The 23,508-nt window shown below is 42.4% G+C and carries 19 protein-coding genes; 16 read left to right on the top strand and 3 right to left on the bottom strand.

Annotation, left to right across the window (positions count from 1 at the left end):
• Positions 1 to 9 precede the first annotated feature (9 nt).
• Positions 10 to 420, bottom strand: a complete 411-nt coding sequence (arfB, locus tag ABIE26_RS00150) for an alternative ribosome rescue aminoacyl-tRNA hydrolase ArfB (RefSeq protein WP_310141420.1) — start codon at positions 418 to 420, stop codon at positions 10 to 12.
• A 250-nt stretch (positions 421 to 670) separates the two neighbouring features.
• Between arfB and ABIE26_RS00145 the strand changes: the two genes are divergently transcribed.
• Entirely contained in the window at positions 671 to 1,195 is a 525-nt protein-coding gene (locus tag ABIE26_RS00145) for a GNAT family N-acetyltransferase (RefSeq protein WP_310141422.1), read from the top strand.
• A 73-nt stretch (positions 1,196 to 1,268) separates the two neighbouring features.
• Here the strand turns inward: ABIE26_RS00145 and ABIE26_RS00140 are convergent, their stop codons facing one another.
• On the bottom strand, positions 1,269 to 3,557 hold the full coding sequence (locus ABIE26_RS00140) for a GH92 family glycosyl hydrolase (protein WP_310141424.1): 2,289 nt from the start codon (positions 3,555 to 3,557) through the stop codon (positions 1,269 to 1,271).
• 33 nt (positions 3,558 to 3,590) lie between these two features.
• Positions 3,591 to 5,006, bottom strand: a complete 1,416-nt coding sequence (locus tag ABIE26_RS00135) for a glycoside hydrolase family 125 protein (RefSeq protein WP_310141425.1) — start codon at positions 5,004 to 5,006, stop codon at positions 3,591 to 3,593.
• A gap of 142 nt (positions 5,007 to 5,148) precedes the next feature.
• Between ABIE26_RS00135 and fucP the strand changes: the two genes are divergently transcribed.
• The 15 genes from fucP (at position 5,149) to pyrR (ending at position 23,508) form a co-directional block, all read left to right on the top strand.
• Positions 5,149 to 6,381: an L-fucose:H+ symporter permease gene (fucP, locus tag ABIE26_RS00130; RefSeq protein WP_310141427.1), complete on the top strand. Its 1,233-nt coding sequence runs from the start codon at positions 5,149 to 5,151 to the stop codon at positions 6,379 to 6,381.
• Positions 6,382 to 6,389: 8 nt separating this feature from the next.
• Positions 6,390 to 7,409, top strand: a complete 1,020-nt coding sequence (locus tag ABIE26_RS00125) for a LacI family DNA-binding transcriptional regulator (RefSeq protein WP_310141428.1) — start codon at positions 6,390 to 6,392, stop codon at positions 7,407 to 7,409.
• Between the two features lie 54 nt (positions 7,410 to 7,463).
• On the top strand, positions 7,464 to 8,141 hold the full coding sequence (cmk, locus tag ABIE26_RS00120; protein WP_310141430.1) for a (d)CMP kinase: 678 nt from the start codon (positions 7,464 to 7,466) through the stop codon (positions 8,139 to 8,141).
• Positions 8,142 to 8,263: 122 nt separating this feature from the next.
• Positions 8,264 to 8,851, top strand: a complete 588-nt coding sequence (locus ABIE26_RS00115; RefSeq protein WP_310141431.1) for a TetR/AcrR family transcriptional regulator — start codon at positions 8,264 to 8,266, stop codon at positions 8,849 to 8,851.
• A 24-nt stretch (positions 8,852 to 8,875) separates the two neighbouring features.
• A complete protein-coding gene (locus ABIE26_RS00110; RefSeq protein WP_310141433.1) occupies positions 8,876 to 10,045 on the top strand; it encodes an efflux RND transporter periplasmic adaptor subunit in 1,170 nt (389 codons plus the stop codon).
• 6 nt (positions 10,046 to 10,051) lie between these two features.
• Positions 10,052 to 13,225, top strand: a complete 3,174-nt coding sequence (locus tag ABIE26_RS00105; RefSeq protein ID WP_310141434.1) for an efflux RND transporter permease subunit — start codon at positions 10,052 to 10,054, stop codon at positions 13,223 to 13,225.
• Between the two features lie 10 nt (positions 13,226 to 13,235).
• A complete protein-coding gene (locus tag ABIE26_RS00100; RefSeq protein ID WP_310141436.1) occupies positions 13,236 to 14,642 on the top strand; it encodes an efflux transporter outer membrane subunit in 1,407 nt (468 codons plus the stop codon).
• 77 nt (positions 14,643 to 14,719) lie between these two features.
• A complete protein-coding gene (locus tag ABIE26_RS00095; protein WP_310141439.1) occupies positions 14,720 to 15,397 on the top strand; it encodes a response regulator transcription factor in 678 nt (225 codons plus the stop codon).
• A gap of 24 nt (positions 15,398 to 15,421) precedes the next feature.
• Complete coding sequence (locus ABIE26_RS00090; protein ID WP_310141442.1) at positions 15,422 to 16,732, top strand: sensor histidine kinase; 1,311 nt, start codon at positions 15,422 to 15,424, stop codon at positions 16,730 to 16,732.
• A gap of 89 nt (positions 16,733 to 16,821) precedes the next feature.
• On the top strand, positions 16,822 to 17,007 hold the full coding sequence (locus tag ABIE26_RS00085) for a hypothetical protein (protein WP_310141444.1): 186 nt from the start codon (positions 16,822 to 16,824) through the stop codon (positions 17,005 to 17,007).
• A gap of 114 nt (positions 17,008 to 17,121) precedes the next feature.
• Positions 17,122 to 18,096 carry a GlxA family transcriptional regulator gene (locus tag ABIE26_RS00080; RefSeq protein WP_310141446.1) on the top strand — a complete coding sequence of 325 codons (975 nt, stop codon included), beginning with the start codon at positions 17,122 to 17,124 and terminating at the stop codon, positions 18,094 to 18,096.
• A gap of 111 nt (positions 18,097 to 18,207) precedes the next feature.
• A complete protein-coding gene (locus ABIE26_RS00075) occupies positions 18,208 to 19,050 on the top strand; it encodes a VOC family protein (protein ID WP_310141447.1) in 843 nt (280 codons plus the stop codon).
• 141 nt (positions 19,051 to 19,191) lie between these two features.
• On the top strand, positions 19,192 to 21,126 hold the full coding sequence (gene rpsA, locus ABIE26_RS00070; protein WP_084240802.1) for a 30S ribosomal protein S1: 1,935 nt from the start codon (positions 19,192 to 19,194) through the stop codon (positions 21,124 to 21,126).
• A 120-nt stretch (positions 21,127 to 21,246) separates the two neighbouring features.
• On the top strand, positions 21,247 to 22,848 hold the full coding sequence (locus ABIE26_RS00065; RefSeq protein ID WP_310141448.1) for a beta-N-acetylhexosaminidase: 1,602 nt from the start codon (positions 21,247 to 21,249) through the stop codon (positions 22,846 to 22,848).
• A gap of 111 nt (positions 22,849 to 22,959) precedes the next feature.
• The gene (gene pyrR / locus ABIE26_RS00060) at positions 22,960 to 23,508 is read left to right on the top strand and encodes a bifunctional pyr operon transcriptional regulator/uracil phosphoribosyltransferase PyrR (RefSeq protein ID WP_310141450.1); all 549 of its coding nucleotides are present in this window, start codon (positions 22,960 to 22,962) and stop codon (positions 23,506 to 23,508) included.

The raw sequence follows: 23,508 nt of genomic DNA, 5'->3' as shown, positions 1-23,508 counted from the left end.
CGTTTGCACTTAGTCTACCTGTGGTTTTCTTCTTGATTCCTTTTTTTGTGCTACAGATTGTTTGTCAGCCAGTCTCTTCCTGATTATAGCTTTTGGCACCTTAGTAGGTTTTCTTTTCTTCTGAACATGCAATGCCGATTTTAACAGGGCAATCAGCTTGGCGATGGTTTTTTCCTTGTTCAGCAGCTGGCTCCGGTCTTCCTGCGAAACGACATGCAGGTTTCCCTCCTGGTCTAAACGTCCGGCCAGTCTTTCCCGCAGCAATGTCTTTTGCTGCTCATCAAAAAAATCAGCATTTGCAAGGTGAAATATCAGTTCTACCTTACTTGAAACCTTATTTACATTTTGACCACCTTTGCCTCCACTGCGCGATGTTTTAAAGCTTACTGCTTTCAGGATATCTTCCTTAACGGGTACCATGCAGCAAAAGTAACAATTTATCATTTCTTTACCTGCAACAATTTGCTCCAGATAAACCATAGTACTTAGCGCATTGCCTTGCACATTTACAGGAAACCTATCGTAAGGAAAAACTGATCAAGCAACAGGAAATCCATCATGTAAGTACTATAGCCTAATGTACGGGTCCTGATTCCTATCTTTTTGGCAAGATTCGGGTTTGCTGAGTTCGAAGCTAAACCTAAATTGCAGTTATAAATCAAATAAGGCTATGGAAATTAAAAAATGCTTATTGAATGATGTTGGAGAAATTCTATCGCTCTACGAAGCAGCAAGAAATTTACAAATTCAAAGAAAGATGGTTGTCTGGCCATTTTTTCAGGACGCGTTCATTATAAATGAAATAAAAGAAGGACGGCTATGGAAAATAGTTTCCAACGATTTAATAGCCTGCAATTGGGCGGTTACTTTTGAAGACAAGGAAATTTGGGGAGAAAAAGATAAAAATGATGCAATCTACATCCATCGCATCTGCACAAATCCCACATTACGTGGAAACAGATACATTGACGAAATTGTAAAATGGGCAAAACAATACGCAATACAAATGGGAAAACGATTTGTGCGATTAGACACGCTTGGTAACAATACCAAACTGATAACACATTATACATCATCAGGATTTGATTTTTTAGGGATAGTTAAACTGACAGATACCGCAAATTTACCAAGCCATTATCAAAAGGAACCAAGCTGTTGTCTTTTTGAAATCGACTTAAGAAATGAAGGGGGCTAAGTACAGAAACACAAATGCTCCTAAAAAGCTCCCGTTCCATGTTGAAGCGAGAGCTTTTTCATCTAATATCCCGCTATTGCGTTACTGTGGACAATGAAAAAGGGTAGTCTGTACTGTCTACCCCCCTGTTTTTATTTGGTGTTGCCGACATTTCAAATGTCAGTTCCCCACCCTGCTGCAAACCTGAATGACTTAGCCAGTTCCTGGTATACAACTTTCCGTTGTATTTTAAGCTTTGTACGTACCTGTTATTTTTGCTGTTTTTGGCAGCATTTATGGTTAACAATTTGCCATTTTCGAAGCTCAATGTTACCTTCCTAAACAAAGGTGCCCCGATCACATATTGTTCTACTGCTGGTGTAACTGGGTAAAACCCAAGGGCAGAAAACACGTACCAGGCAGAGGTCTGACCATTATCTTCGTCTCCACAATAACCGTCGGGAGTGGGTTTATACATCCTGTCCATCGTTTCGCGAACCCAATGCTGTGTTTTCCAAGGTGCCCCGGCATAATTATACAGATAGATCATATGCTGTATCGGCTGGTTTCCATGTGCATACTGTCCCATATTGGCGATCTGCATTTCACGGATCTCGTGAATTACACCACCGTAATAACTGTCGTCAAATACAGGCGGGAGGGTAAATACGGAATCCAGCTTCTGTACAAACTTCTCTTTGCCTCCCATTAATTTAGCCAATCCATCAATATCCTGGAACACTGACCAGGAATAATGCCAGCTATTGCCTTCGGTAAAAGCATCCCCCCATTTAAACGGGTTAAACGGGGACTGGAATTTGCCATCCTGATTTTTACCACGCATTAAACCGCTTGAAGGGTCGAACAGTTTTTTGTAGTTCATACTGCGTTCCTTATAGATGTCTATTTCGGATGCCGGCTTACCCAAAGCTTTGCCCAATTGATAGATCGCAAAATCATCATAAGCGTACTCTAAAGTTCTTGCCGCATTTTCATTGATCTTTACATCGTAAGGTACATAGCCAAGCTTGTTGTAATATTCAACACCGCGACGGCCGGTTGCCTGTGGTCCTTCATTGTTTGCTCCATGTTTAAGGGCTTCCCATAAAGTATTAATGTCATATCCACGCAAACCTTTAATGTAAGCTTCTGCAACAACAGAAGCGGAGTTATTGCCTATCATACAATCTGCATAAGCAGGGCTCGACCATTCCGGCAGCCACCCACCCTCCTTATAGTCATTAATCAGGCCTTCCTGCATTTCTTTATTTATCGATGGAAACATTAGGTTCAGGAAGGGATATAAAGCCCTGAAAGTATCCCAGAAACCAGTACCACCAAACCTGTAGCCTGGTAAGGTCTTACCATTATATGGACTATAGTGAACAATTTTATTGGTCTTGTCTACCTCATACATTTTATGCGGAAAGAAGAGCATACGGTACAGACTGGAATAAAAAGTACGTGTCTGATCCACAGTACCACCCTCTACAGAAATTCTGCTTAAGGTTTTATTCCAGATTGTTTTTCCCTTTTGTTTGGTGGTTTCAAAACTATCATTGGATAGCTCTCTGCTCAAATTAAGTTCGGCCTGTTCGAAACTGATGAAGGATGAGGCCACTTTCATATTTAGCTGCTCGCCCTTTGCTGTTTTAAATCCGACAACTGCACCAGCATGATCAGCGCTAACCTCAAGCTCCCCTTTTAACAGTTCATTGCCTTTCCATCCATTTGCAGAAGTAAAGGCTTTATCGAAATAAATGACAAAATAATTTTTGAAGTTTTCCAGTTTACCGCTGCTGTAACGGGTGCTGTAACCTATTATTTTACGCTCTGCAGGAATGATTTTAACATAGGAGCCTTTATCAAAAGCATCGATAACCACATACGAGGCATCTGATTCCGGAAAAGTGAAGCGGAATTGGGCCGCTCTTTCTGTAGGCGTAATTTCTGTGGTGACATCTGCATCCGCAAGATATACACTATAATAATAGGGTTTTACCATTTCAGACTTATGGGAGAACCAGCTGGCCCGGTCATCCTGATTAAATTTCATCTTGCCGGTTACAGGCATGATCGAAAATTGTCCGTAATCGTTCATCCAGGGTGAAGGTTGATGGGTTTGCTTAAAGCCCCTGATCTTGTCGGCATCGTAAGTATAAGCCCATCCGTCTCCCATTTTTCCGGTCTGAGGCGTCCAGAAATTCATTCCCCAGGGCAAGGCAATTGCAGGATAAGTGTTCCCGTTAGAAAGGCTGGGTTTGCTGGCAGTTCCCATTAAAGGGTTCACCCAAGCGACAGGATCCGTGACCTTCCCAACGGTTTGTGCAGACAAAGCCGCAGATATCATTAGTAAAGAAGTAGTCAAAAATTCTCTAATCATATTTTAATTTTTAAACAACTAAAACGTTTTAAATTAAACCAGTAAATGAGGTTTTTCCTTATAAGTCTTCCATAAAAACTCACCGAAGATGGTATTGGCCCAGGCAAACCAGGATCTGCTGAATTTAGAAGGATCGTCCATATCGAACGATTCATGCATAAATCCGGTACCCGCATGGCTTTTTTGCAGCATTTGAATGCAGGACCTGATCTCGGCATCATTGGTGCTGGTAAGTCCCTGCATCACCAGGGCAATAGGCCAGATCTTATGAATGCCGGTATGTGGACTGCCTATACCTTTCGCAACTTTGCCTTGAAAATAAAAAGGGTTCTCAGCCGATAATGCAAGCTTGCGGGTATTCAGATAAACAGGATCATTAGCTTGTACAGCACCCAAATAGGGCAAAGCCAGCAGGCTTGGTACATTGGCATCATCCATCAGGTTAAAACTGCCATAGCCATTCACCTCAAAAGCATATACTTTCCCAAATTGAGGGTGGGTTACCACTGTATATTTTTGAAGCGAAGCTGCTACCTCTGCGGCCAGTGTACGGCATTCTGCTGCCAATACACTGTTCTTTTGTACAGACTGTAAAATTTCCGCCGCCTGCTTCAGGCTAACAACAGCAAAGAAATTTGACGGGACCAGAAAATTATAGATTGTAGCATCGTCACTTGGTCTGAATGCCGAACAGATTAACCCAACGGGTTTCACCGGATAACCGTATCCGCTTAAGGGTGTGGTATCTGTGGCAAACATAGTTTCACGTTGAAAGCGATATGGTCCCTGCCCATCTTTTCTCTGTTGTTCTTTGAAGGTCTTTACGATTAATGCAATGGCTTCCTTCCATTTAGCGTCAAAAGGCGCAGTATCACCGCTGAGCTTCCAATATTGGTAACTCAAACGAATGGGATAACACAGTGAATCTATCTCCCATTTGCGTTCATGAATCCCAGGTTTCATATCTGTATGATCTGTTTTCCACTCCCCAACCTTATTGGGGTCTCCATAAAAGGCATTTGCGTAAGGATCTTTAAGGATACATTTTACCTGGTGATTGATTACACCGGCAATAAGATCACGCAGCTTTTTATCTGTTTTCACCAGCGACAGGTATGGGCTTACCTGGGCAGTACTGTCGCGAAGCCACATGGCATCAATGTCGCCAGTGATCACATAGGTGTCGGGCTTGCCACTGTTCTCGGTATAGGTTACCGTAGTATCTAAGGTATTGGGAAAGCAGTTTTCAAACAGCCACCCCAACTCTTTGTTCTTTACATTCTTTTTAAATTCTGCTATCGCATTTTCAACAGCCTTACTTTGAAAGTTCCTCTTGGACTGGGCAACCCTGACCACCGGAAATTCAGGTGAAGCAGCAAATGAGACCTTATCGGCCATCAGTGCCCCGGCTAGAAGTCCGGCCTGCTGCAAAAAAATTCTTCTTTTCATATCATGCTATATTTTGGTTTCTAAAAGCGGGCGATTTCAAAGATAAAAGAAAAAATTACTATTGCTAAATCATTTTAGTATAACTATGTTTGAATATACTTTTTCAGAGTAAAATCTTAGCTAACCAAATAAAACACTAACCATGCAACAAAAAGCCGCCTTTACCGACAGGAAATTCCTGGTTACCCTTGTATTTGTCACTTCACTTTTTATGTTCTGGGGCATTGCCATTACGATGGCCGATGTATTGAACAAACATTTCCAACATACCATGAGCCTTTCCAAATCGCAATCGGCATTTGTGCAGTTTGCTGTTTTTGGTGCTTATGCCGTAATGGGAATACCTGCCGGTCTGTTTATGAAACGTTTCGGCTATAAAAAAGGGGTATTGTTAGGTCTGTCCTTATTTGCCATTGGGGCTTTTTTGTTTATACCTGCAGCCAATATCTCTTCGTTCGCATTTTTTGGGATCGCCCTCTTTATTGTTGGCTGTGGTTTATCTACGTTGGAAACCGTAGCCCATCCTTTTGTTGCTTCATTAGGCGATCAACGGACCAGCGATCAACGCATCAATTTTGCCCAATCGTTCAACGCGGTGGGTGCTATGCTTGGCCCCGCGATCGGGAGTTACTTTTTATTGCGCAACAATGTAGAAGGCAGTACAGACCTGACCTCTGTTAAAATTCTATATGCTGTGATTGGTCTGGTTATATTGCTGGTGGCCATCTCCTTTTCTTTTGTAAAGGTGCCCCCTACAACAGACCCACATGCGGTCACAGCTGCAGATGCTGCAGCTGTGAACATAGATGTGGCCCCCGATAGAAAGCTTTTTGACCATAAACATTTTGTATGGGCAGTGACTGCACAATTATTTAATGTAGCAGCACAAGCTGGTACCTGGGCATTTTTTATCAATTATGGCCACGAAAAAATGGGTTTTAGTGATGCTGAGGCAGGGAACTACATGGTGTTGTTTATGGGGATGATGCTTGCCGGACGTTTTATCGGCACATTTTTAATGCGGGTTATTGCACCCAACAAATTACTGGCTGCATTTGCACTAGGCAATATCATCATGTGTTTCATCGTAGCACAGAGTTTTGGTCTGGCGTCATTTATTGCTTTGCTGATGATCAACTTCTTTTTTAGCATCATGTTCCCTACCATATTTAGTCTTGGGCTCAAAAACCTCGGTGCACGCACACAACAGGCCGCCTCTTTTTTATCCATGGGTGTTGTAGGCGGAGCATTTTTTCCTTTCATAATGGGCGCAGTGGCCGACAAAGCCGGGATTGCAAATGCCTATTATACCCCAATTATATGCTATATTGTGATTTTTCTGTTCGCTTACAAATTTTATAAAGTAAAACACTAGTACATCACATGGCTAAACTTTCTATCAGAGATATTGCTCAACGATGCAACACGTCAATCACAACGGTTTCCTTTGTGCTCAATGGCAAGGCTGATGAAAAACGGATCAGCGCTGAACTCAAAGAAAAAATACTCAAAACAATTCAAGATACAGGTTACAAACAAAACCTGTTTGCCAGGGGCATGAGAACCGGAAAAACAAACATGATTGGTCTGATTGTGGAAGACATTTCGAACGCTTTTTTTTCTGCTGTAGCCCGGATTATTGAAGAAGATGCCTATAAAAGGGGATATAAAATAATTTATTGCAGTACTGACGACAATACAGAAAAATCAAAAGAACTAATCAAACTTTTTATTGGACGCAATCTGGACGGCTACATCATCACCCCACCAAAGGGACTTGAGCAGGAAATCCAATCCCTGATTGACAATAAAATACCCGTGGTCCTTTTTGACCGGTATTTTCCGGAGCTGGAAACAGATTATGTTGTGGTTGATAATTTTAATGCCTCGAAAAAAGCAGTGCAGCATTTATTTGAGACCGGATATGAAAACATTGCCATGGTAACCACCTCCTCAGAACAAACGCAAATGCTGGAAAGATACCATGGCTACGAAAAAACCATTACTGAAAATGGGAAAAAATCAAAAATATTAAAACTACCTTTTGATCATACAGCGGCACAAAACATCAAATCTATAAGTAGCTACTTAAAAAAAAACAAGGAACTGGATGCCATTTTCTTCTCAACCAACTATCTTGCATTTCAAGGCCTTGAAGCCATTAATCAACTCCAGTTGAAGATTCCTGACGATATTGCCGTTGTAGCTTTTGATGACCAGGATTTTTTCCGGATCTATAACCCATCAATTACGGCGATTGCCCAGCCCGTGAAGGACATTTCCCTTAAACTTATTGATATCCTGCTGCAAAAAATGGAATCTAATAAAAAGCCTGTAGAGAAAGTTATACTTTCGACCGACCTCATCGTACGCAATTCATCTGTATCGACCAAAAAAAAATAAGCTTACTCTAACATTTGATTTCTTTTGGTATGAAAATACTAACTTTGCCTACCTATGAGAAAAAACCTCGTTATAGCCATTGATGGCTATTCATCCTGTGGAAAAAGTACTCTTGCCAAGGCTTTAGCAAAGAAACTGGGATTTATATACATCGATAGTGGCGCCATGTACCGCGCAGTTACACTTTATTTTATCCGTAACAACGTTGACGTCAATAACCAGGAAGCAGTGGCCAATGCGCTTGAGCACATTGAACTGAATTTCCACTCGAGGGATTACCAGTCGCACATCACCTTAAATGGCGAAGAGGTATCAGAAGAGATCAGACAAATGCCGGTATCAGAATATGTAAGCGAGGTTTCTGCAAATAAACTTGTACGCAAGGATATGGTAAAACAGCAGCAACGGATGGGTAAATCTAAAAATATAGTGATGGACGGCCGTGACATAGGCACTACTGTATTTGAGGATGCTGCAGTTAAATTTTTCATGACAGCCGATCCAAAGATCAGGGCCGAGCGCAGGTTTAAAGAATTACAAAGCAAGGGAGATACCACAACCACCCTGGAAGAGGTATTTGAAAATCTTGCCCATAGGGATTATGCCGATACTACCAGGGCCGAGAGCCCCCTTACACGTGCAGAAGATGCCATTATTCTGGACAATACCGAACTTACCGAGACCGAGCAATTGGATTTTGCACTGGATATGGTACACCAGCACCTGCCATAGACCGGCAATTTTCTGCAAATATTTGGTTACAATTAATCCCTTAACCTAAACATTACATTCTGATGTTTTAACTAAAATCTCTGTTCAATACTTTTGTTTAACAATTTTGTCAAACTCAGGAAATGACCAGCAGAGATACCGGTACAGAGCAATTAATTAAGGATACAGCCAAGCAATTATTTTTTGCGGAGGGCAAGCTTCATGCTACTACTCAGGAGATTGCGGATGCCGCCGGGGTAAACCGCACCCTGGTAAATTATTACTTCCGATCGAGAGATGCGCTGTTTGACCAGGTATTCAATGAAGCCCAGGAAGCCCTGGTAAGCATGATTGATGAGGTTATGGAATCGGATATGCCTTTCCGGCAAAAAATTGAAAACCTGATCTCGGTATTTCTTAAAGAAGCCATGCGCTACCCCTATCGCGAGATATTTGTTATCACGGAAATGAACAGAAACGATGTGATCAACGCCAAGAAAGCAAGGGCCGAAAAAGTGAATACTTTTCTGGAGGAAGTGCAGCGGGAAATGGACAAAGGAAATATAAAACGCATGAACCCAAGGCATTTCACCATAAACCTGTTTTCTTTAATGGCCTATCCACTGGTTACAGCCCCTTTAAACAAGATCCTTTTTGGCATGAATGATGAGGAATATAACGCACTTCTTGAAGAAAGAAAACAGCTCATTTTTGAAATAATTTTCCCCTAATAAAGATTATATATACCCCTTAAAATGAAACATAACATCCAATCACTTTACTTATTATTACCGGCATTACTGTTTATCGGTTCATGCAGCAGCGGCGATCAGAAAAAGGCTGGTCCGCCCCCTGCACAGGTACAATCTTATCCGGTATTTGCGGTAGCACCACAGTCGACCGACCTGGAAACAGACTACCCGGCCACACTGGAAGGGATCCAGAATGTAGATATCAGGCCAAAAGTAGATGGCTTTATTGAAAAAATATATGTTGATGAAGGTGCAACAGTAAAAAAAGGACAATTGCTTTTCAGCATCAATGCGCCGCAATATGAACAGCAGGTAAGAACGGCAAGCGCAGCCATCAGCAGTGCAGAGGCAGATGTGAATGCTGCCCAGCTGCAGGTAAACAAGACCAAGCCATTGGTTGAAAAAGACATCATCAGCAAGTACGATCTGGATGCGGCCCAGCTAACCCTGCAAAGCAGAAAAGCAGCATTGGCACAAGCCAGGGCCGAATTGGTAAACGCTAAAGTAAACCTGGGTTATACCCGCATTACCAGTCCGGTTGATGGGGTAATTGGCAGCATTCCTTTTAAAACCGGTAGCCTGGTGAGTGGAACCAGTGCTCAGCCATTAACAACGGTTTCTAATATATCGAGGATTTACGCTTATTTCTCTATGAATGAGAAACAGCTATTGGAATTCTCGCGCAGCTATAAAGGTAGCAGCCTTGCGGCCAAGCTAAAAAATATCCCTGCCGTTGCCCTTGTGCTGGCAGACGGGACCACCTATGCAGAAAACGGGAAAATAGAATCGATAAATGGCCTGATCAATACCGGAACCGGATCGGCAAGCCTGAGGGCCACATTCTCCAATCCGGTAAGCCTGCTCAGAAGTGGCGCCAGTGCCTCGGTACGTATCCCGCAACACCTCGAAAATGTCATCCTTATCCCGCAAAAATCGACGACAGATTTGCAGGGCAAGAAATTCGTATACATAGCAGATGACAAGGGAATTGCAAAAAGTACCGAGATTGAGGTTATGGAGCTGACCAAAGGCAATTTTTATGTAGTTACCAAAGGACTTAAAGCGGGCGATCAGGTGGTACTGGAAGGCTTCCAGTCTTTAAAAGACGGTGCCGAGATTAAATCTGAAAAGAAAAGTGCTGATTCCGTATACGCTGAGCTTACCCAAAAATAGAACAATATGTTTAAGAAATTTATAGAAAGGCCTGTATTATCCACAGTAATATCCATTATTATTGTTATTCTGGGGATACTGGGCCTGATTACGCTTCCTGTATCCCAATATCCGGAAATTGCCCCACCAACGGTACAGGTTTCTGCCTCCTATCAGGGGGCCAATGCCGATGTGGTGATGAATAGTGTTGTTGTACCGCTGGAAGAGCAGATCAATGGTGTGGAAGACATGACCTATATGACTTCTTCGGCTGGTAACGATGGTACGGCAACCATTACGGTTAACTTTAAACTGGGCACCAACCCCGACCTTGCTGCCGTAAACGTACAGAACCGTGTGGCCAGGGCTACCAGCTTACTACCCGCCGAGGTTACCCGATCGGGTGTGATCACCGCAAAAAGGCAGGCCAGTAACGTGCTGATTTTTGGTATATATAGCGATAGTGCTTCCTATGACCAGACCTTTTTGCAGAACTATGCCAACATTAACCTGATCCCTCAGATCAAACGGATCAATGGGGTTGGTGATGCCACAGCATTTGGTTTGATGGACTATACCATGCGCATCTGGCTTAAACCAGAAGTAATGGCCACCTACGGACTGGTGCCTAACGACATCAGTGTGGCACTTGCCGAACAGAATATTGAGGCGGCACCAGGGCAATTCGGAGAGCGGGGCGAACAGTCTTTCCAATATACTTTAAAATACTCGGGCCGTTTAAAAAACGAAACAGAGTTCAGCAATATCATTATCAGAACGGCCGAAAATGGACAGGTACTGAGGTTAAAGGACATTGCCCGTATAGAACTGGGGGCACAAAGTTATGCCAGTTCGGTACGCTTTAATGGTAAACCTGCGTTAGGTATTGCCATTAATCAAACTGCCGGTTCTAATGCCAAGGAAGTAATTGAAGGTGCCATTAAAGTTTTGGACGAGTCATCCGTCAACTTCCCTAAGGGCGTACATTATACCACACTGGTAAATGTAAACGACTTTCTGGATGCTTCTATTGAGAAAGTAATCCATACACTTATAGAAGCTTTTATCCTGGTTTTCCTGGTGGTTTTTCTTTTCCTACAGGACTTCCGCTCCACATTAATCCCAGCCATCAGTGTTCCTGTGGCAATTATCGGAACCTTCTTCTTCCTGAGTTTGTTTGGCTTTACCATAAACCTGTTGACACTGTTTGCGCTGGTATTGGCTATCGGTATTGTGGTAGATGACGCCATTGTGGTTGTGGAGGCGGTCCACGCGAAGCTTGACCATGGCTACACTTCTGCAAAAAAAGCTACTGTAGATGCCATGGAGGACATTACAGGGGCCATCATTTCCATTACACTGGTTATGGCGGCGGTGTTTGTGCCGGTAAGTTTTATCCAGGGTTCATCGGGTGTATTTTATAAGCAATTTGGCTTAACACTGGCTATTGCCATTATCCTTTCGGCCATCAACGCATTAACTCTGAGCCCGGCACTTTGTGCCTTGTTCCTGAAACCGCATGCTGAAGATCATGGCAAGCCTAAAAATTTTATGCAGCGCTTTTATGCAGCATTTAATGCTTCTTTTGATGCCATGACTGGCAGGTACAAAAGGTCTGTAGGCTTTTTGGCACGCAGAAAATGGATAGCCGGATTGGGCATTGTACTGTTTACAGTGACGCTGATATGGGCGATGAATACCACACCTAAAGGCTTTGTACCTAACGAAGATTTGGGCACCATTATGTCAGATATATCCCTGCCGCCGGCTACCTCACAGGAGCAAACTGCGATTGTAATTAAGCAAATTGACAGTATTGCACGCAGTATTCCGGAAATTAAGTTTTCACTTACCGTAGTAGGCCGAAGCATGATCAGTGGTTCGGGTAGTTCTTACGGGATGGTAATTGGAAAATTAAAACCATGGAATGAGCGGCAAAGGGATGTAAAAGCCATCATTGGCGAACTGTTTGCCAAAACGGCCAGTATTAAAGGTGCGAGGGTTATTTTCTTTGCCCCTCCTACCATCCAGGGATTTGGTACCAGCGGAGGTTTTGAGTTCCAGCTGCAGGACAAAACCGGTGGCGACATCAATAAATTCAATAATATAAGTAATGAGTTCCTGGCTGCTTTAAGCAAAAGGAAGGAAATACAATATGCCTCTACTTCATTTAACCCGAATTTTCCACAATACCAGATTGATGTGAACGTGGCCACCGTAAAACAGGCCGGCTTAAGTGTAAGTGATGTATTGGGTGTATTGCAGGGCTATTATGGTGGTGTATATGCATCCAACTTTAATAAATTTGGGAAACAGTACCGTGTAATGTACCAGGCGGATGCCCCTTACCGGGCGAACCAGCAAACGCTGAACAGTATATATGTAAGAAACGCCAGTGGCAAAATGGCACCGATCAGCAATTTTATTACCCTGAAAAAGGTATACGGACCACAGGCGATATCCCGTTTTAACCTGTTTACCTCTATTGCAGTAACTGGAAGTCCAAACCAGGGCTTTAGTTCGGGTGATGCCTTGAAAGCGGTACAGGAAGAGGCTGCAATACACCTGCCTACGGGTTATGGTTATGAGTTCTCGGGCTTATCGCGCGAAGAGATGTCGAGTGGCAGCCAGACCATATTTATCTTTTTGCTTTGCGTAATCTTTGTTTACTTCCTGCTTTGTGCCCAATACGAAAGTTATATCCTGCCGCTGGCGGTATTGATTTCCCTCCCTATTGGTTTGGCAGGCGTTTTCATCTTCGATAAGATCTTCAAGGTAGATAACAACATCTATACCCAGATTACCCTGATTATGCTGGTGGGCCTGCTGGCCAAAAATGCCATTCTGATTGTAGAGTTTGCAGTAGAAAGGCGAAGAAAAGGGATGAGCATTGTAAGTGCGGCCATTAGTGGCGCAACAGCACGTTTACGTCCTATCTTAATGACATCCTTTGCCTTTATACTGGGTTTATTGCCGCTAATGCTTTCGACCGGTGTTGGAGCTGCAGGTAACAAATCGATAGGTACAGGAGCTGTTGGCGGGATGCTTATCGGAACCATATTTGGCGTATTCGTTATCCCTGCCCTGTTTATTGTTTTCCAGAGCTTACAGGAAAAAGTGAGCAGCAAATCACCATTCGACGAAGGGTATGGACCTCAGGCAGCGATAGATTTTCCAGAAGTTGACGTCCGTGAACACTAATTTAAAGAACATGAACACCAGATATCATAAATATTATTTCATCATCGGATTCTCGGCATTGAGCTTAACAGCCTGCGTAACCAAAAAATATGAACGCCCGGCGTTAAACAGCAACGATTTATATCGTGACAATACCACTGCAGATACCAGTACTATGGCCAATCTGCCCTGGAAAAACCTGTTTACCGATGCCCCTTTACAGGTTCTGATCCAGCAGGGAATCAATGAGAACCTTGACCTGAAACAGGCTATCGAAAGGATAAAAGTTGCTGAAGCTACCTTGCTGCAAAACAAGGCGGCACTGCTGCCAAGTTTAACCGCCGATGTTTCGGTAACAGATGCCAAACAATCAAGAGCTGCGCTAAACTTTCCTCCGGGAATCAATATCAATACTGAAACACAAACCTACAGGGCGCAGCTTAGCACCAGCTGGGAAGCCGATATCTGGGGAAAACTGAGCAGTGCAAAAAGATCTGCCTATGCCTCATTGCTGCAAACGGATGCAGCAAAAAGAGCGGTACAGACCCAGCTGATTGCAAACATTGCCAATAGCTATTACAACCTGCTGGCATTGGACAAACAGTTGTCGATTACGGAACAAACGATCCGGATCAGACAGGCAGATGTGGAGACCATGAAGTCCTTAAAAGAGGGCGCTGTGGTAAACGGTGCGGCTGTTGTACAAAGCGAAGCCAATTTATATGCAGCCCAGGTTACGCTCCCGGATTTGAAGAGAAGCATCAGGGAAACGGAAAATGCATTGAGCATCCTGTTAGGAAAAGGCGCCGGAAAGATTGACCGCGGGACACTTGACCAGCAGACGGTTTACAGCAACCTGCAGACCGGCGTATCGGCTCAATTGCTACAAAATAGGCCCGACGTACAAGCTGCTGAATTTGCTCTCAGGGCAGCATTTGAAAACAAAAATGTAGCTAAAGCCTATTTTTACCCGGCTTTAACCCTAACTGCAAACGGAGGGCTTTCCAGTCTGAGCCTTAAAAACTTTTTCGACAATTCTGTTTTTTACAATTTAATTGGCGGCATTACCCAGCCCATTTTCAATAAAGGACAAAATAAGGCCCGGTTAAAAACTGCAGAAGCACAACAACAAATGGCATTTTATGGTTTCCAGCAAACCTTGCTGACAAGTGGTCAGGAAGTGTCAAATGCTTTATATGCTTATCAGGCAGCTTCAGAAAAAGAAACAACCAGGGCAAAACAGATCGCCTCTTTAACCAAGGCGGTCGACTATACAAAAGAGTTATTACGCTACAGCTCTGCTACAAATTATACGGATGTGCTGACTTCGGAGCAAAGCCTGCTTGCGGCACAACTAAGCAGTATAAATGACCGGTTACAAAAGCTTCAATCTGTAGTAAACCTTTACCGTGCATTAGGCGGCGGCTGGAAAGAATAATATAGCGCTTAGCCCGTCATCTCTTAAATCCATTTGAGATGACGGGAAATTGCGTAAGTTTGGTATAAAAATGTCTCATGAACATCCTGATTGTTGAAGACGAAAAGACACTTGGCCTGGAAATGGGCGAATTCCTGAGCAAGGAGGGTTATACTATTGAGCATGCCTGGAAAAAATCTTCGGCTGAAGAGAAAATTTTTGTTAACACTTACGATTTTATACTGCTTGACCTTGGCTTACCTGGCGGGGACGGTTTTGAATTGCTGCACCAGCTGAAAAAAATACCCGGGCGGGAAGACGCCGTCATTATACTTACAGCCCGGGGCGATGTAGACGACCGCATTAAAGGTCTGGAGGCCGGAGCAGATGATTATCTGCCCAAACCTTTTTCACTGACAGAGCTGCTGGCCCGAATGCATGCGATCATCCGCCGGAAACACAAACTGGAAATGAATGAAGTCAACATTCACAATTTCCTGCTCGACATCAGGAACCACCAGGTAACTTTTGAAGGGCAAAGGATTAATCTGACAAACAAAGAGTTTGAAATATTCAACTACCTGGTACTAAACAAAAACCGTGTAATTTCAAGGGTAAATCTTACTGAACATGTGTGGGGAGATATACTCGAAGTAAATTCTGACTCTAATTTTGTGGATGTACATGTAAAAAATCTCCGTAAAAAACTGGCTGCCCACCGTCCTATTGATTGGTTTGAAACCGTAAGAAGTATTGGCTACAGGGTTAACTTTTGATGGCTATCTGAAAAATAAAGTAACATGAAACTACAGTTCAAACTTGCTTTATATAACACCCTTACAAAGGTAGCCATCATTACCATGCTGGGCATCCTCATTCTTGTATCTATCAACCGAATCTCTATAAACCACATACAGCAACGGCTGATACAGAAAAAGAGAAGATTGGTAGCTAATCTTTCCGGTGTAGAGGTAAATGACCTGCTTATGCAAAAAACTTATACCGATTACAACCTGCTGCGCGAGGAATACATCATCCTCAAGGAAATCAGAAATGACGAGAAGCCAATCAAACAACAGTTTACAAGAGAGTTACGCAGCATTGAAAGTAGTCAGGAAGAATTCCAGATCCTGACCACAGACTTTAACTACGAGGGGCGAAATTACAGACTGGAACTTGGTGAAACCATGTCGACCCTTGCCCAGCTGGAACGTACCATATCCATGTTTACCTTTGGCATATTGATAGCGGCTGTAATACTGACATTGATTACCGACCTTGCCTTTACCCGCTTTTTACTTACCCCTTTTTACAGGATCATCGATCAGAAGCTCAATAAGGTAAATGAACCTACCAATTTCAATTACAAGCCGGTTCAAACCAGCACCGAAGATTTCAGGATCCTGGACCGTAGTATCAGTGCATTGATGCGAAAGATCACCGGCCTTTTTCTGACCGAAAAAGAATTCATTGCCAATGTTTCTCACGAACTGCTTACGCCCATTTCAGTGCTGAACACCAGATTGGAAAATCTGCTTAATGATGAAAAGCTAACGCCGGAAGGTGAAAACAAGATATTTGCCAGTTTAAAGACATTGGGCCGTTTAAAGGCAATCATCAACAGTTTACTGCTCATTTCAAAAGTAGAAAACAACCAATACAGCAAGCCAGACACCATATCGGTACGGCATACCGTTGAAGAGGTTTATGAAGAACTGGAGCACAGGTTATTGATGATGAAGCTGAAATTCAACATCCAGCTGCAGGAAGACCATACCTTTACCGGGAACAGGTCCCTGTTCCACACGCTGATAACGAACCTGATCAGCAATGCCATTAAATACAACATACCTTCAGGCAGCGTAAACATCTCGGATATGCCAGCGGCGGAAACTTATACACTTGTGATTGCAGACACGGGCATAGGAATGAATACTGAACTGCTGGAGCATGCATTTGTCCGCTTTGAAAAACTGGAATCAGAGCGGGAAGACAGTCATGGTTTGGGCCTGGCTATTGTACGGAGCATTGCCACCTTCCACGAGCTTAAGATCGATATCAAATCGAAAAAAGGCAAAGGCACAGAAATCCGGATTAACTTTCCGCAGTAACCTGCTTTTCTGCCTGCGCTCTTCTTCATCAAATCTTCATATTGTGTTTGCAAATTTGGTATAACAAAAAACACTAAATAATTATAAACATGAAAAGAACAATTTTAGCGTTAGCATTAGTTGCAGCAACTTTTGGCGCATTTGCACAAAACACAACGCCGGCAGCAAAACCAGCTACCGAAACTGCAAAGCCTAAACATCATCACAAAAAAGCAGCTAAGAAAGCAGCTAAAGCAGAAGCAAAACCAGCAGAGGCCAAAAAATCTGGCAAATAATAATTTAAAGTATATTGTTTAAGGTCGCCTGATCCATAGCAGGCGGCCTTTTTTATTTGTAGCCAATCTTCAGGATTATTTTCATAATTTGCAGTCTGTTTAATCCTGAAAGTAATGACACAAGTAGCTTTGTTATTGACCAATAAATATCGCTTGCTTAGTGTAGCGGCTATACTTGACGTTTTTGATACTGTTAACAGCTACTACGAAGCCAATGGACAGGAAGCACTATTTAACGTAAGCATATTGTATGCCGCCAACAGCAGTAACGAGGTCCCTGTTTTTAATCAGTATGTACCGCAACCGCTGAATGCAAGCGGCAAACAGGATCTGGTGCTGATTCCCGCTTTTGCGACCCAGGATGTTCATACCGCTGTTCAGGAAAACCTGGAGTTTATACCATGGCTTCGTCAGCAGCACCAAAAAGGTGTTGAGCTGGCCAGCTTTTGTACAGGTGCATTTTTGCTGGGTGCCAGCGGCCTGCTGAACGGAAAAAATGCAACTACCCATATCCATGCCTGTACATCATTTGCGGCTAATTACCCGGACGTTTACCTTAGACCGAGTGAAGTAGTGACCTACGACCATGGAATATATACCAGCGGCGGGGCCACAAGTACCTTTCACCTTTTGCTCAGACTGATCCACAACTATGCAAACAGGGAAACAGCAATTCGTGTGGCAAAAGTATTTGCTATAGACATGAATCGCGGACAGCAAAGCTATTTTGGCACTTTTGTACCACCAAGGGACCATGGTGATGAACTGGTTGCCCAAACTCAGTTGTGCATAGAAAATTCTTACAATAAGGCCGCAACCGTTGAGGATATTTTACAGCAGATCCCTGCCAGCAGAAGGAATATTGAACGCCGTTTCAAAATGGCTACAGGAAATACGCTAATCGAGTACCTGCAGAAAACCAGGATAGAAGTAGCTAAAAAGCTACTTGAGCAAACCAATCAGAGCATCCTGGAGATTATGCTGAACTCGGGATATAATGACCTGAAAGCATTCAGGCAGCTCTTTAAAAAAAACTCTGGCATGACCCCAAAAGATTACCGGGATAAATTTAAGGCACGCGTTGCATAGGTTTGTCGCGTTTGCCCCCTGTTAATGTCGCCATAACACGCTGTTAGTGATCAACATACTCAGTACATTTGAGTATAACAAAAAACAGACTGGCTAAAATAAAACGATATCATGAACAACTCCATTTATCCTTGCCTCACACTCAGGGGCAAAATTGCGGAAGCTTCGGATTTTTACATGCAGACTTTTGGTGAAGGCAGAATTGCCCAGACTTCTCCGTATGTTATTCAGATTGAATTGAGCGGACAAAAATTTATGTTGCTCAATGATGGACCGACAGCTTTACCTAATCCATCTATTTCTTTTATGGTCATGTGCCGCACACCAGAGGAAACGGAACGATACTGGAACAGCTTAATCGAAGGAGGCAATGTACTTATGCCGCTTAACAATTACGACTGGAGCCCGAAATATGGATGGATTGAAGATAAATATGGTGTTTCCTGGCAGTTGTATACCGGCACAAATGAGGATAACTTCCAAAAATTTTGTCCGACACTTATGTTTACAGGTACCCGGGCCGGTAAAGCGACAGAAGCAGTTAATTTCTATGCCGGTGTATTTCCTCAATCGCATATCGACGGGATTATGAAATACAGTGAGGCTGATGGTGAACCGGTAAATTTTGTAAAACATGCCCAATTTAAACTCAATGATTTTATGGTGATGGCAATGGACAGTTCCTCAGATCAGGGATCTGGTTTTAACGACGCTATATCAATAGTTGCAGAATGTGATACGCAAGCTGAGATTGACCAATACTGGGAACAACTTACAGCCAACGGAGGCCGTGAGGTTGCTTGCGGATGGCTGACAGATAAATATGGCATCAGCTGGCAGATCATCCCGAAAATATTGGGCAGGCTGATGTCGGACCGGGAACGGGGCCAACGCGTTATGACCGCATTAATGCAAATGAAAAAACTCATCATTGCCGATCTTGAAAATGCATAGTATATATAATAGGGATTAGCACAAAGATTTTTTCGATACAATATGTTCTAAATCAACAACATTTATCAAAAAAACCTTTGTGCTAAAAATATTAATTTCTATCTTTGCCGTCCCTAACGGGAAAAAGGAGATTTAATTTTAATGGCTAAGAAACAAGTAGCAGAAAAAGAACTAGAGGCTAAAACAGCCGAACTTCAAGGTGCGGACGCTCGTCTGGCTGAGAAAGAGACTATTGAATCAGAAGCTGATTCAGTATCGATCGAACAGATCAAATCATCATTGGCAACTCCAGATCAGGATTTTGACTGGGATGCAGATGATAAAGCATTCGGTAATTACAGTGATGCAGACCGTAAAAAGTTTGAAGACATGTATACCGATACTTTCAATCAAATCACTCAAGGTGAAATCATCAGCGGTACTGTTGTTTCAATCAACAACAAAGATGTGGTATTGAACGTAGGATTTAAATCAGACGGTTTGGTATCTACTTCTGAGTTCCGTGATACACCTGATTTGAAAGTTGGCGATAAAGTTGACGTTTTCGTGGAAGCCCCTGAAGATGCTAACGGCCAGTTAATTCTGTCTCGTAAAAGAGCCAAAACCCAAAGATCATGGGAATCTATCAATGAAGCCCTTGACAATGACAGAATCATCAACGGATTTGTTAAAAGCCGTACCAAAGGTGGTCTTATCGTTGACATCATGGGTGTTGAAGCTTTCTTACCTGGTTCTCAGATTGACATCAAACCTATCCGCGATTATGATGTATACGTGGGTAAAACAATGGAATTCAAAGTTGTTAAAATCAACCACGAGTTTAAAAACGTAGTTGTATCTCATAAAATCTTAATTGAGGACGATTTAGAAAGCCAAAAAGTTGAAATCGTATCTAAACTTGAAAAAGGTCAGGTATTGGAAGGTACTGTTAAAAACATCACTGACTTCGGTGTATTCATCGATTTGGGTGGCGTTGACGGATTACTTCACATTACTGACATTTCATGGGGCCGCATAGAGCATCCAAAAGAAGTATTGAGCTTAGACGAGAAAATCAACGTTGTAGTGCTTGACTTTGATGATGAGAAAAAACGTATTGCATTAGGCTTAAAACAATTGACTCCTCATCCTTGGGAATCTTTAAGTACTGACTTAGCTGTTGGTTCTAAAGTTAAAGGTAAAATTGTTACTGTTGCTGATTACGGTGCTTTCCTTGAAATCATTCCTGGTGTTGAAGGTTTAATCCACGTATCAGAAATGTCGTGGTCACAAAACCTGCGCAGCCCTCAGGAATTCCTGAAAGTTGGCGATGAGATCGAAGCTGAAGTTTTAACTTTAGACAGAGACGATCGCAAAATGAGCTTAGGTATCAAACAACTTACCCAGGATCCTTGGCAAAATGTTGCTGAAAGATATCCTATCGGAAGCAAACATACTGCAGTAGTTAAAAACATGACCAACTTTGGTGTATTCGTAGAAATTGAAGAAGGCATCGATGGTCTGATCCATATCTCTGACCTTTCATGGTCTAAAAAAGTTAACCACCCTAACGAATTCACTAAAGTTGGTGATACATTAGACGTAGTTGTACTTGAACTAGATGTTGATAACCGCAAGCTGAGCTTAGGCCACAAACAACTGGAAGAAAACCCATGGGATACTTTTGAAACTATCTTCACTTTAGATTCAATTCACCAGGGAACTGTTGTTAAAGTAACTGATAAAGGTGCTGTTATTGCTTTACCATATGGCGTAGAAGGTTTCGTGCCAACTAAACACATGGCTAAAGAAGATGGCTCTGTAATCAAAGCTGAAGAAACCAATGACTTCAAAATCATTGAGTTCAACAAAGATGCTAAACGTATCGTTGTTTCTCATGCCCGTATCTGGGAAGAGGCTAAAGCTGAAGCTGTTGCTGAAGAAAGAAATGCTAAGAAAAAAGAAGCTAAAGCTTCAAGCAGTGCAGTTAAAAAAGTTAAAGATTCAGTTGAAAAATCTACATTGGGTGATTTAGGTGTGCTTGCACAGTTAAAACAACAAATGGAAGGTGAAGAAAACAAAGCTAAAAAAGGCTAGTTTCTTTTAACTATCATACAAAAGCCCCTCAAGTTTTGAGGGGCTTTTTTTGTTTCCATACTGTCCTTTCTTCCTATAGCCAGATTTAGTATTTTTGAAATGTAACACACTTTGACCTTTATGAAAAAAACATGTTTTTTACTTTTTCTGGTGATCGCCACCGCACAAGCCCCTGCTCAGGATGTTCACCTGATCCCTCAACCAGCTTATTTAGATATCAAAAAGGAGTCGAAACCTTTTGTTATAAACAGCAGTACAAAGATTTTCGTCAAAGACAGTACATTGTTAAAATCAGCCAACAATCTGAACGAATATCTAGGCAAATATTTCCTGGTAAAACTAGACATAACGAATAAAGAACTACCAGGGAACAGCATTAATTTAATTCTGAATACTACGGTCAGTGAGTTTGATGACGCTTATGTACTGACTTCATCAGAAAAAAACATCTCCATTGTGGGCACATCCGGTGCCGGGGTTTTTTATGGTATACAGAGCTTAATTCAGTTGCTTCCTTATCACAGCACAACATTCTCCATGCCGGTTCCTGCTATAGCCATTACCGATCATCCCCGCTTTGCGTACCGCGGTATGCATCTTGATGTAAGCCGTCATTTTTTTGATGTTGCTTTTATAAAAAAGTACATCGATTACCTTGCCCTGCACAAGCTGAATAATTTCCACTGGCACTTAACCGACGATCATGGCTGGAGAATTGAAATCAAAAAGCATCCCAGATTAACAGCAATCGGTGCCTGGAGGAATGGGACAATCATCGGCCTATATCCCGGAACAGGTAATGACGGATTGCGCTATGGCGGTTACTACACACAGGAAGAAATTAAAGAAGTGATAAAATATGCGGCCGACCGTTACATCAATGTGATTCCTGAAATTGAAATGCCGGCACACAGCATGTCGGTCCTGGCAGCGTATCCGGAACTGGGCACAGAACCTTCAAAAAAATATGAAGTGGCACAAACCTGGGGAATCTTTAACAAGTTTAACAATGTGTTCCAACCCACAGAGCAGACCTTCAAATTTCTTGAAGAAGTGTTAACAGAGGTAATGGAATTGTTCCCTTCCCAGTACATCCACATCGGCGGAGATGAGGCATCAAAGATCTGGTGGAAACAATCAGCCCTATCACAGCAGATCATGAAACGTAACGGGATAAAAGATGAAAGCGGTTTGCAGAGTTACTTTATACACCGTATCGAAAAATTTGTGAACAGTAAAGGCAAAACCATCATAGGATGGGATGAAATACTGGATGGAGGCCTTGCTCCTAATGCAATTGTAATGAGCTGGCGTGGTGAAAAAGGCGGAATTGCGGCGGCAAAACAAAAGCACAAAGTGATCATGACACCTGAAAACATGATGTATTTTAACCACAGTCAGTTTGTAAAAGATGATTCACTTACAGCGGCAAAGTTCTTGCCTTTAAAAACCGTTTATGATTATGAACCTGTACCTGCTGTACTAAGTGCCGAAGAAGCCAGCTATGTATGGGGCGGACAAGCAAATTTATGGTCTGAATACATCGCCAGCCCGGCAAAAGCTGAATACATGATTTTTCCAAGACTGGATGCCCTGAGTGAAATACTATGGAGCCCTAAAGAAAAGCGCAATTATCCTGACTTTCTGAAAAGGTTAAAAACGCAACTGAAGCGGTACGACCTGATGAAAGTAAACTACAGTAAAAAGTATTTAAATAATTAAAGCATTTAAGCCCAATAACCTACAAATGTATTTTCCCGTTTTACAATTTAAACCTGTTTTATACATTTGGGGTTACAACTTTTTGGCTATATTTGCATAATCTTTAAGTCAATGCAAAAAAGAACCCTGCTAGACGGTCAAAAATTCCAGATCACAATTAAGCGACTTTGTCATCAATTAATTGAGAACCACAACGATTTTTCAAATACTGTTTTAATTGGCATACAGCCACGCGGCAGTTACTTTGCCGATAGAGTAAAACATGAACTTTTACAGGTACTTAAAAAGAGCACCATCCAGAAAGGTAATCTTGACATTACTTTTTTTCGTGATGATTTCAGAAGAAAAGACGGATTGGTATCGGCAAGCAGCAATACGATCGACTTCATTATAGAAGGAAAAAATGTGGTCTTAATAGACGACGTATTGTGGACCGGGCGTACCATCAGAGCTGCTATGGATGCCTTACTGGCTTATGGCCGGCCTGCAAAAGTAGAACTTATGGTATTAATTGACCGGAGATTTTCGAGGCAATTACCAATAGAGCCGAATTATATAGGCCACCAGGTAGACAGTCTGAACTCACAAATGGTAAGGGTGAGCTGGAAAGAGACCGAAGGAGAGGACAAAGTTATCTTAATATCAGAAAGCAATAAATAA

Source organism: Pedobacter africanus (assembly GCF_040548825.1).
Classification (GTDB): domain Bacteria; phylum Bacteroidota; class Bacteroidia; order Sphingobacteriales; family Sphingobacteriaceae; genus Pedobacter; species Pedobacter africanus_A.
Note: the sequence above shows the minus strand (reverse complement) of the source record. Positions and strands in the feature narration are given on the sequence as shown.

Bases quoted from the DNA above. Each gene is read 5' to 3' on its own strand.
- arfB (WP_310141420.1), bottom strand. From the start codon at position 420: ATGGTACCCGTTAAGGAAGATATCCTGAAAGCAGTAAGCTTTAAAACA.
- ABIE26_RS00145 (WP_310141422.1), top strand. From the start codon at position 671: ATGGAAATTAAAAAATGCTTATTGAATGATGTTGGAGAAATTCTATCG.
- ABIE26_RS00140 (WP_310141424.1), bottom strand. From the start codon at position 3,557: ATGATTAGAGAATTTTTGACTACTTCTTTACTAATGATATCTGCGGCT.
- ABIE26_RS00135 (WP_310141425.1), bottom strand. From the start codon at position 5,006: ATGAAAAGAAGAATTTTTTTGCAGCAGGCCGGACTTCTAGCCGGGGCA.
- fucP (WP_310141427.1), top strand. From the start codon at position 5,149: ATGCAACAAAAAGCCGCCTTTACCGACAGGAAATTCCTGGTTACCCTT.
- ABIE26_RS00125 (WP_310141428.1), top strand. From the start codon at position 6,390: ATGGCTAAACTTTCTATCAGAGATATTGCTCAACGATGCAACACGTCA.
- cmk (WP_310141430.1), top strand. From the start codon at position 7,464: ATGAGAAAAAACCTCGTTATAGCCATTGATGGCTATTCATCCTGTGGA.
- ABIE26_RS00115 (WP_310141431.1), top strand. From the start codon at position 8,264: ATGACCAGCAGAGATACCGGTACAGAGCAATTAATTAAGGATACAGCC.
- ABIE26_RS00110 (WP_310141433.1), top strand. From the start codon at position 8,876: ATGAAACATAACATCCAATCACTTTACTTATTATTACCGGCATTACTG.
- ABIE26_RS00105 (WP_310141434.1), top strand. From the start codon at position 10,052: ATGTTTAAGAAATTTATAGAAAGGCCTGTATTATCCACAGTAATATCC.
- ABIE26_RS00100 (WP_310141436.1), top strand. From the start codon at position 13,236: ATGAACACCAGATATCATAAATATTATTTCATCATCGGATTCTCGGCA.
- ABIE26_RS00095 (WP_310141439.1), top strand. From the start codon at position 14,720: ATGAACATCCTGATTGTTGAAGACGAAAAGACACTTGGCCTGGAAATG.
- ABIE26_RS00090 (WP_310141442.1), top strand. From the start codon at position 15,422: ATGAAACTACAGTTCAAACTTGCTTTATATAACACCCTTACAAAGGTA.
- ABIE26_RS00085 (WP_310141444.1), top strand. From the start codon at position 16,822: ATGAAAAGAACAATTTTAGCGTTAGCATTAGTTGCAGCAACTTTTGGC.
- ABIE26_RS00080 (WP_310141446.1), top strand. From the start codon at position 17,122: ATGACACAAGTAGCTTTGTTATTGACCAATAAATATCGCTTGCTTAGT.
- ABIE26_RS00075 (WP_310141447.1), top strand. From the start codon at position 18,208: ATGAACAACTCCATTTATCCTTGCCTCACACTCAGGGGCAAAATTGCG.
- rpsA (WP_084240802.1), top strand. From the start codon at position 19,192: ATGGCTAAGAAACAAGTAGCAGAAAAAGAACTAGAGGCTAAAACAGCC.
- ABIE26_RS00065 (WP_310141448.1), top strand. From the start codon at position 21,247: ATGAAAAAAACATGTTTTTTACTTTTTCTGGTGATCGCCACCGCACAA.
- pyrR (WP_310141450.1), top strand. From the start codon at position 22,960: ATGCAAAAAAGAACCCTGCTAGACGGTCAAAAATTCCAGATCACAATT.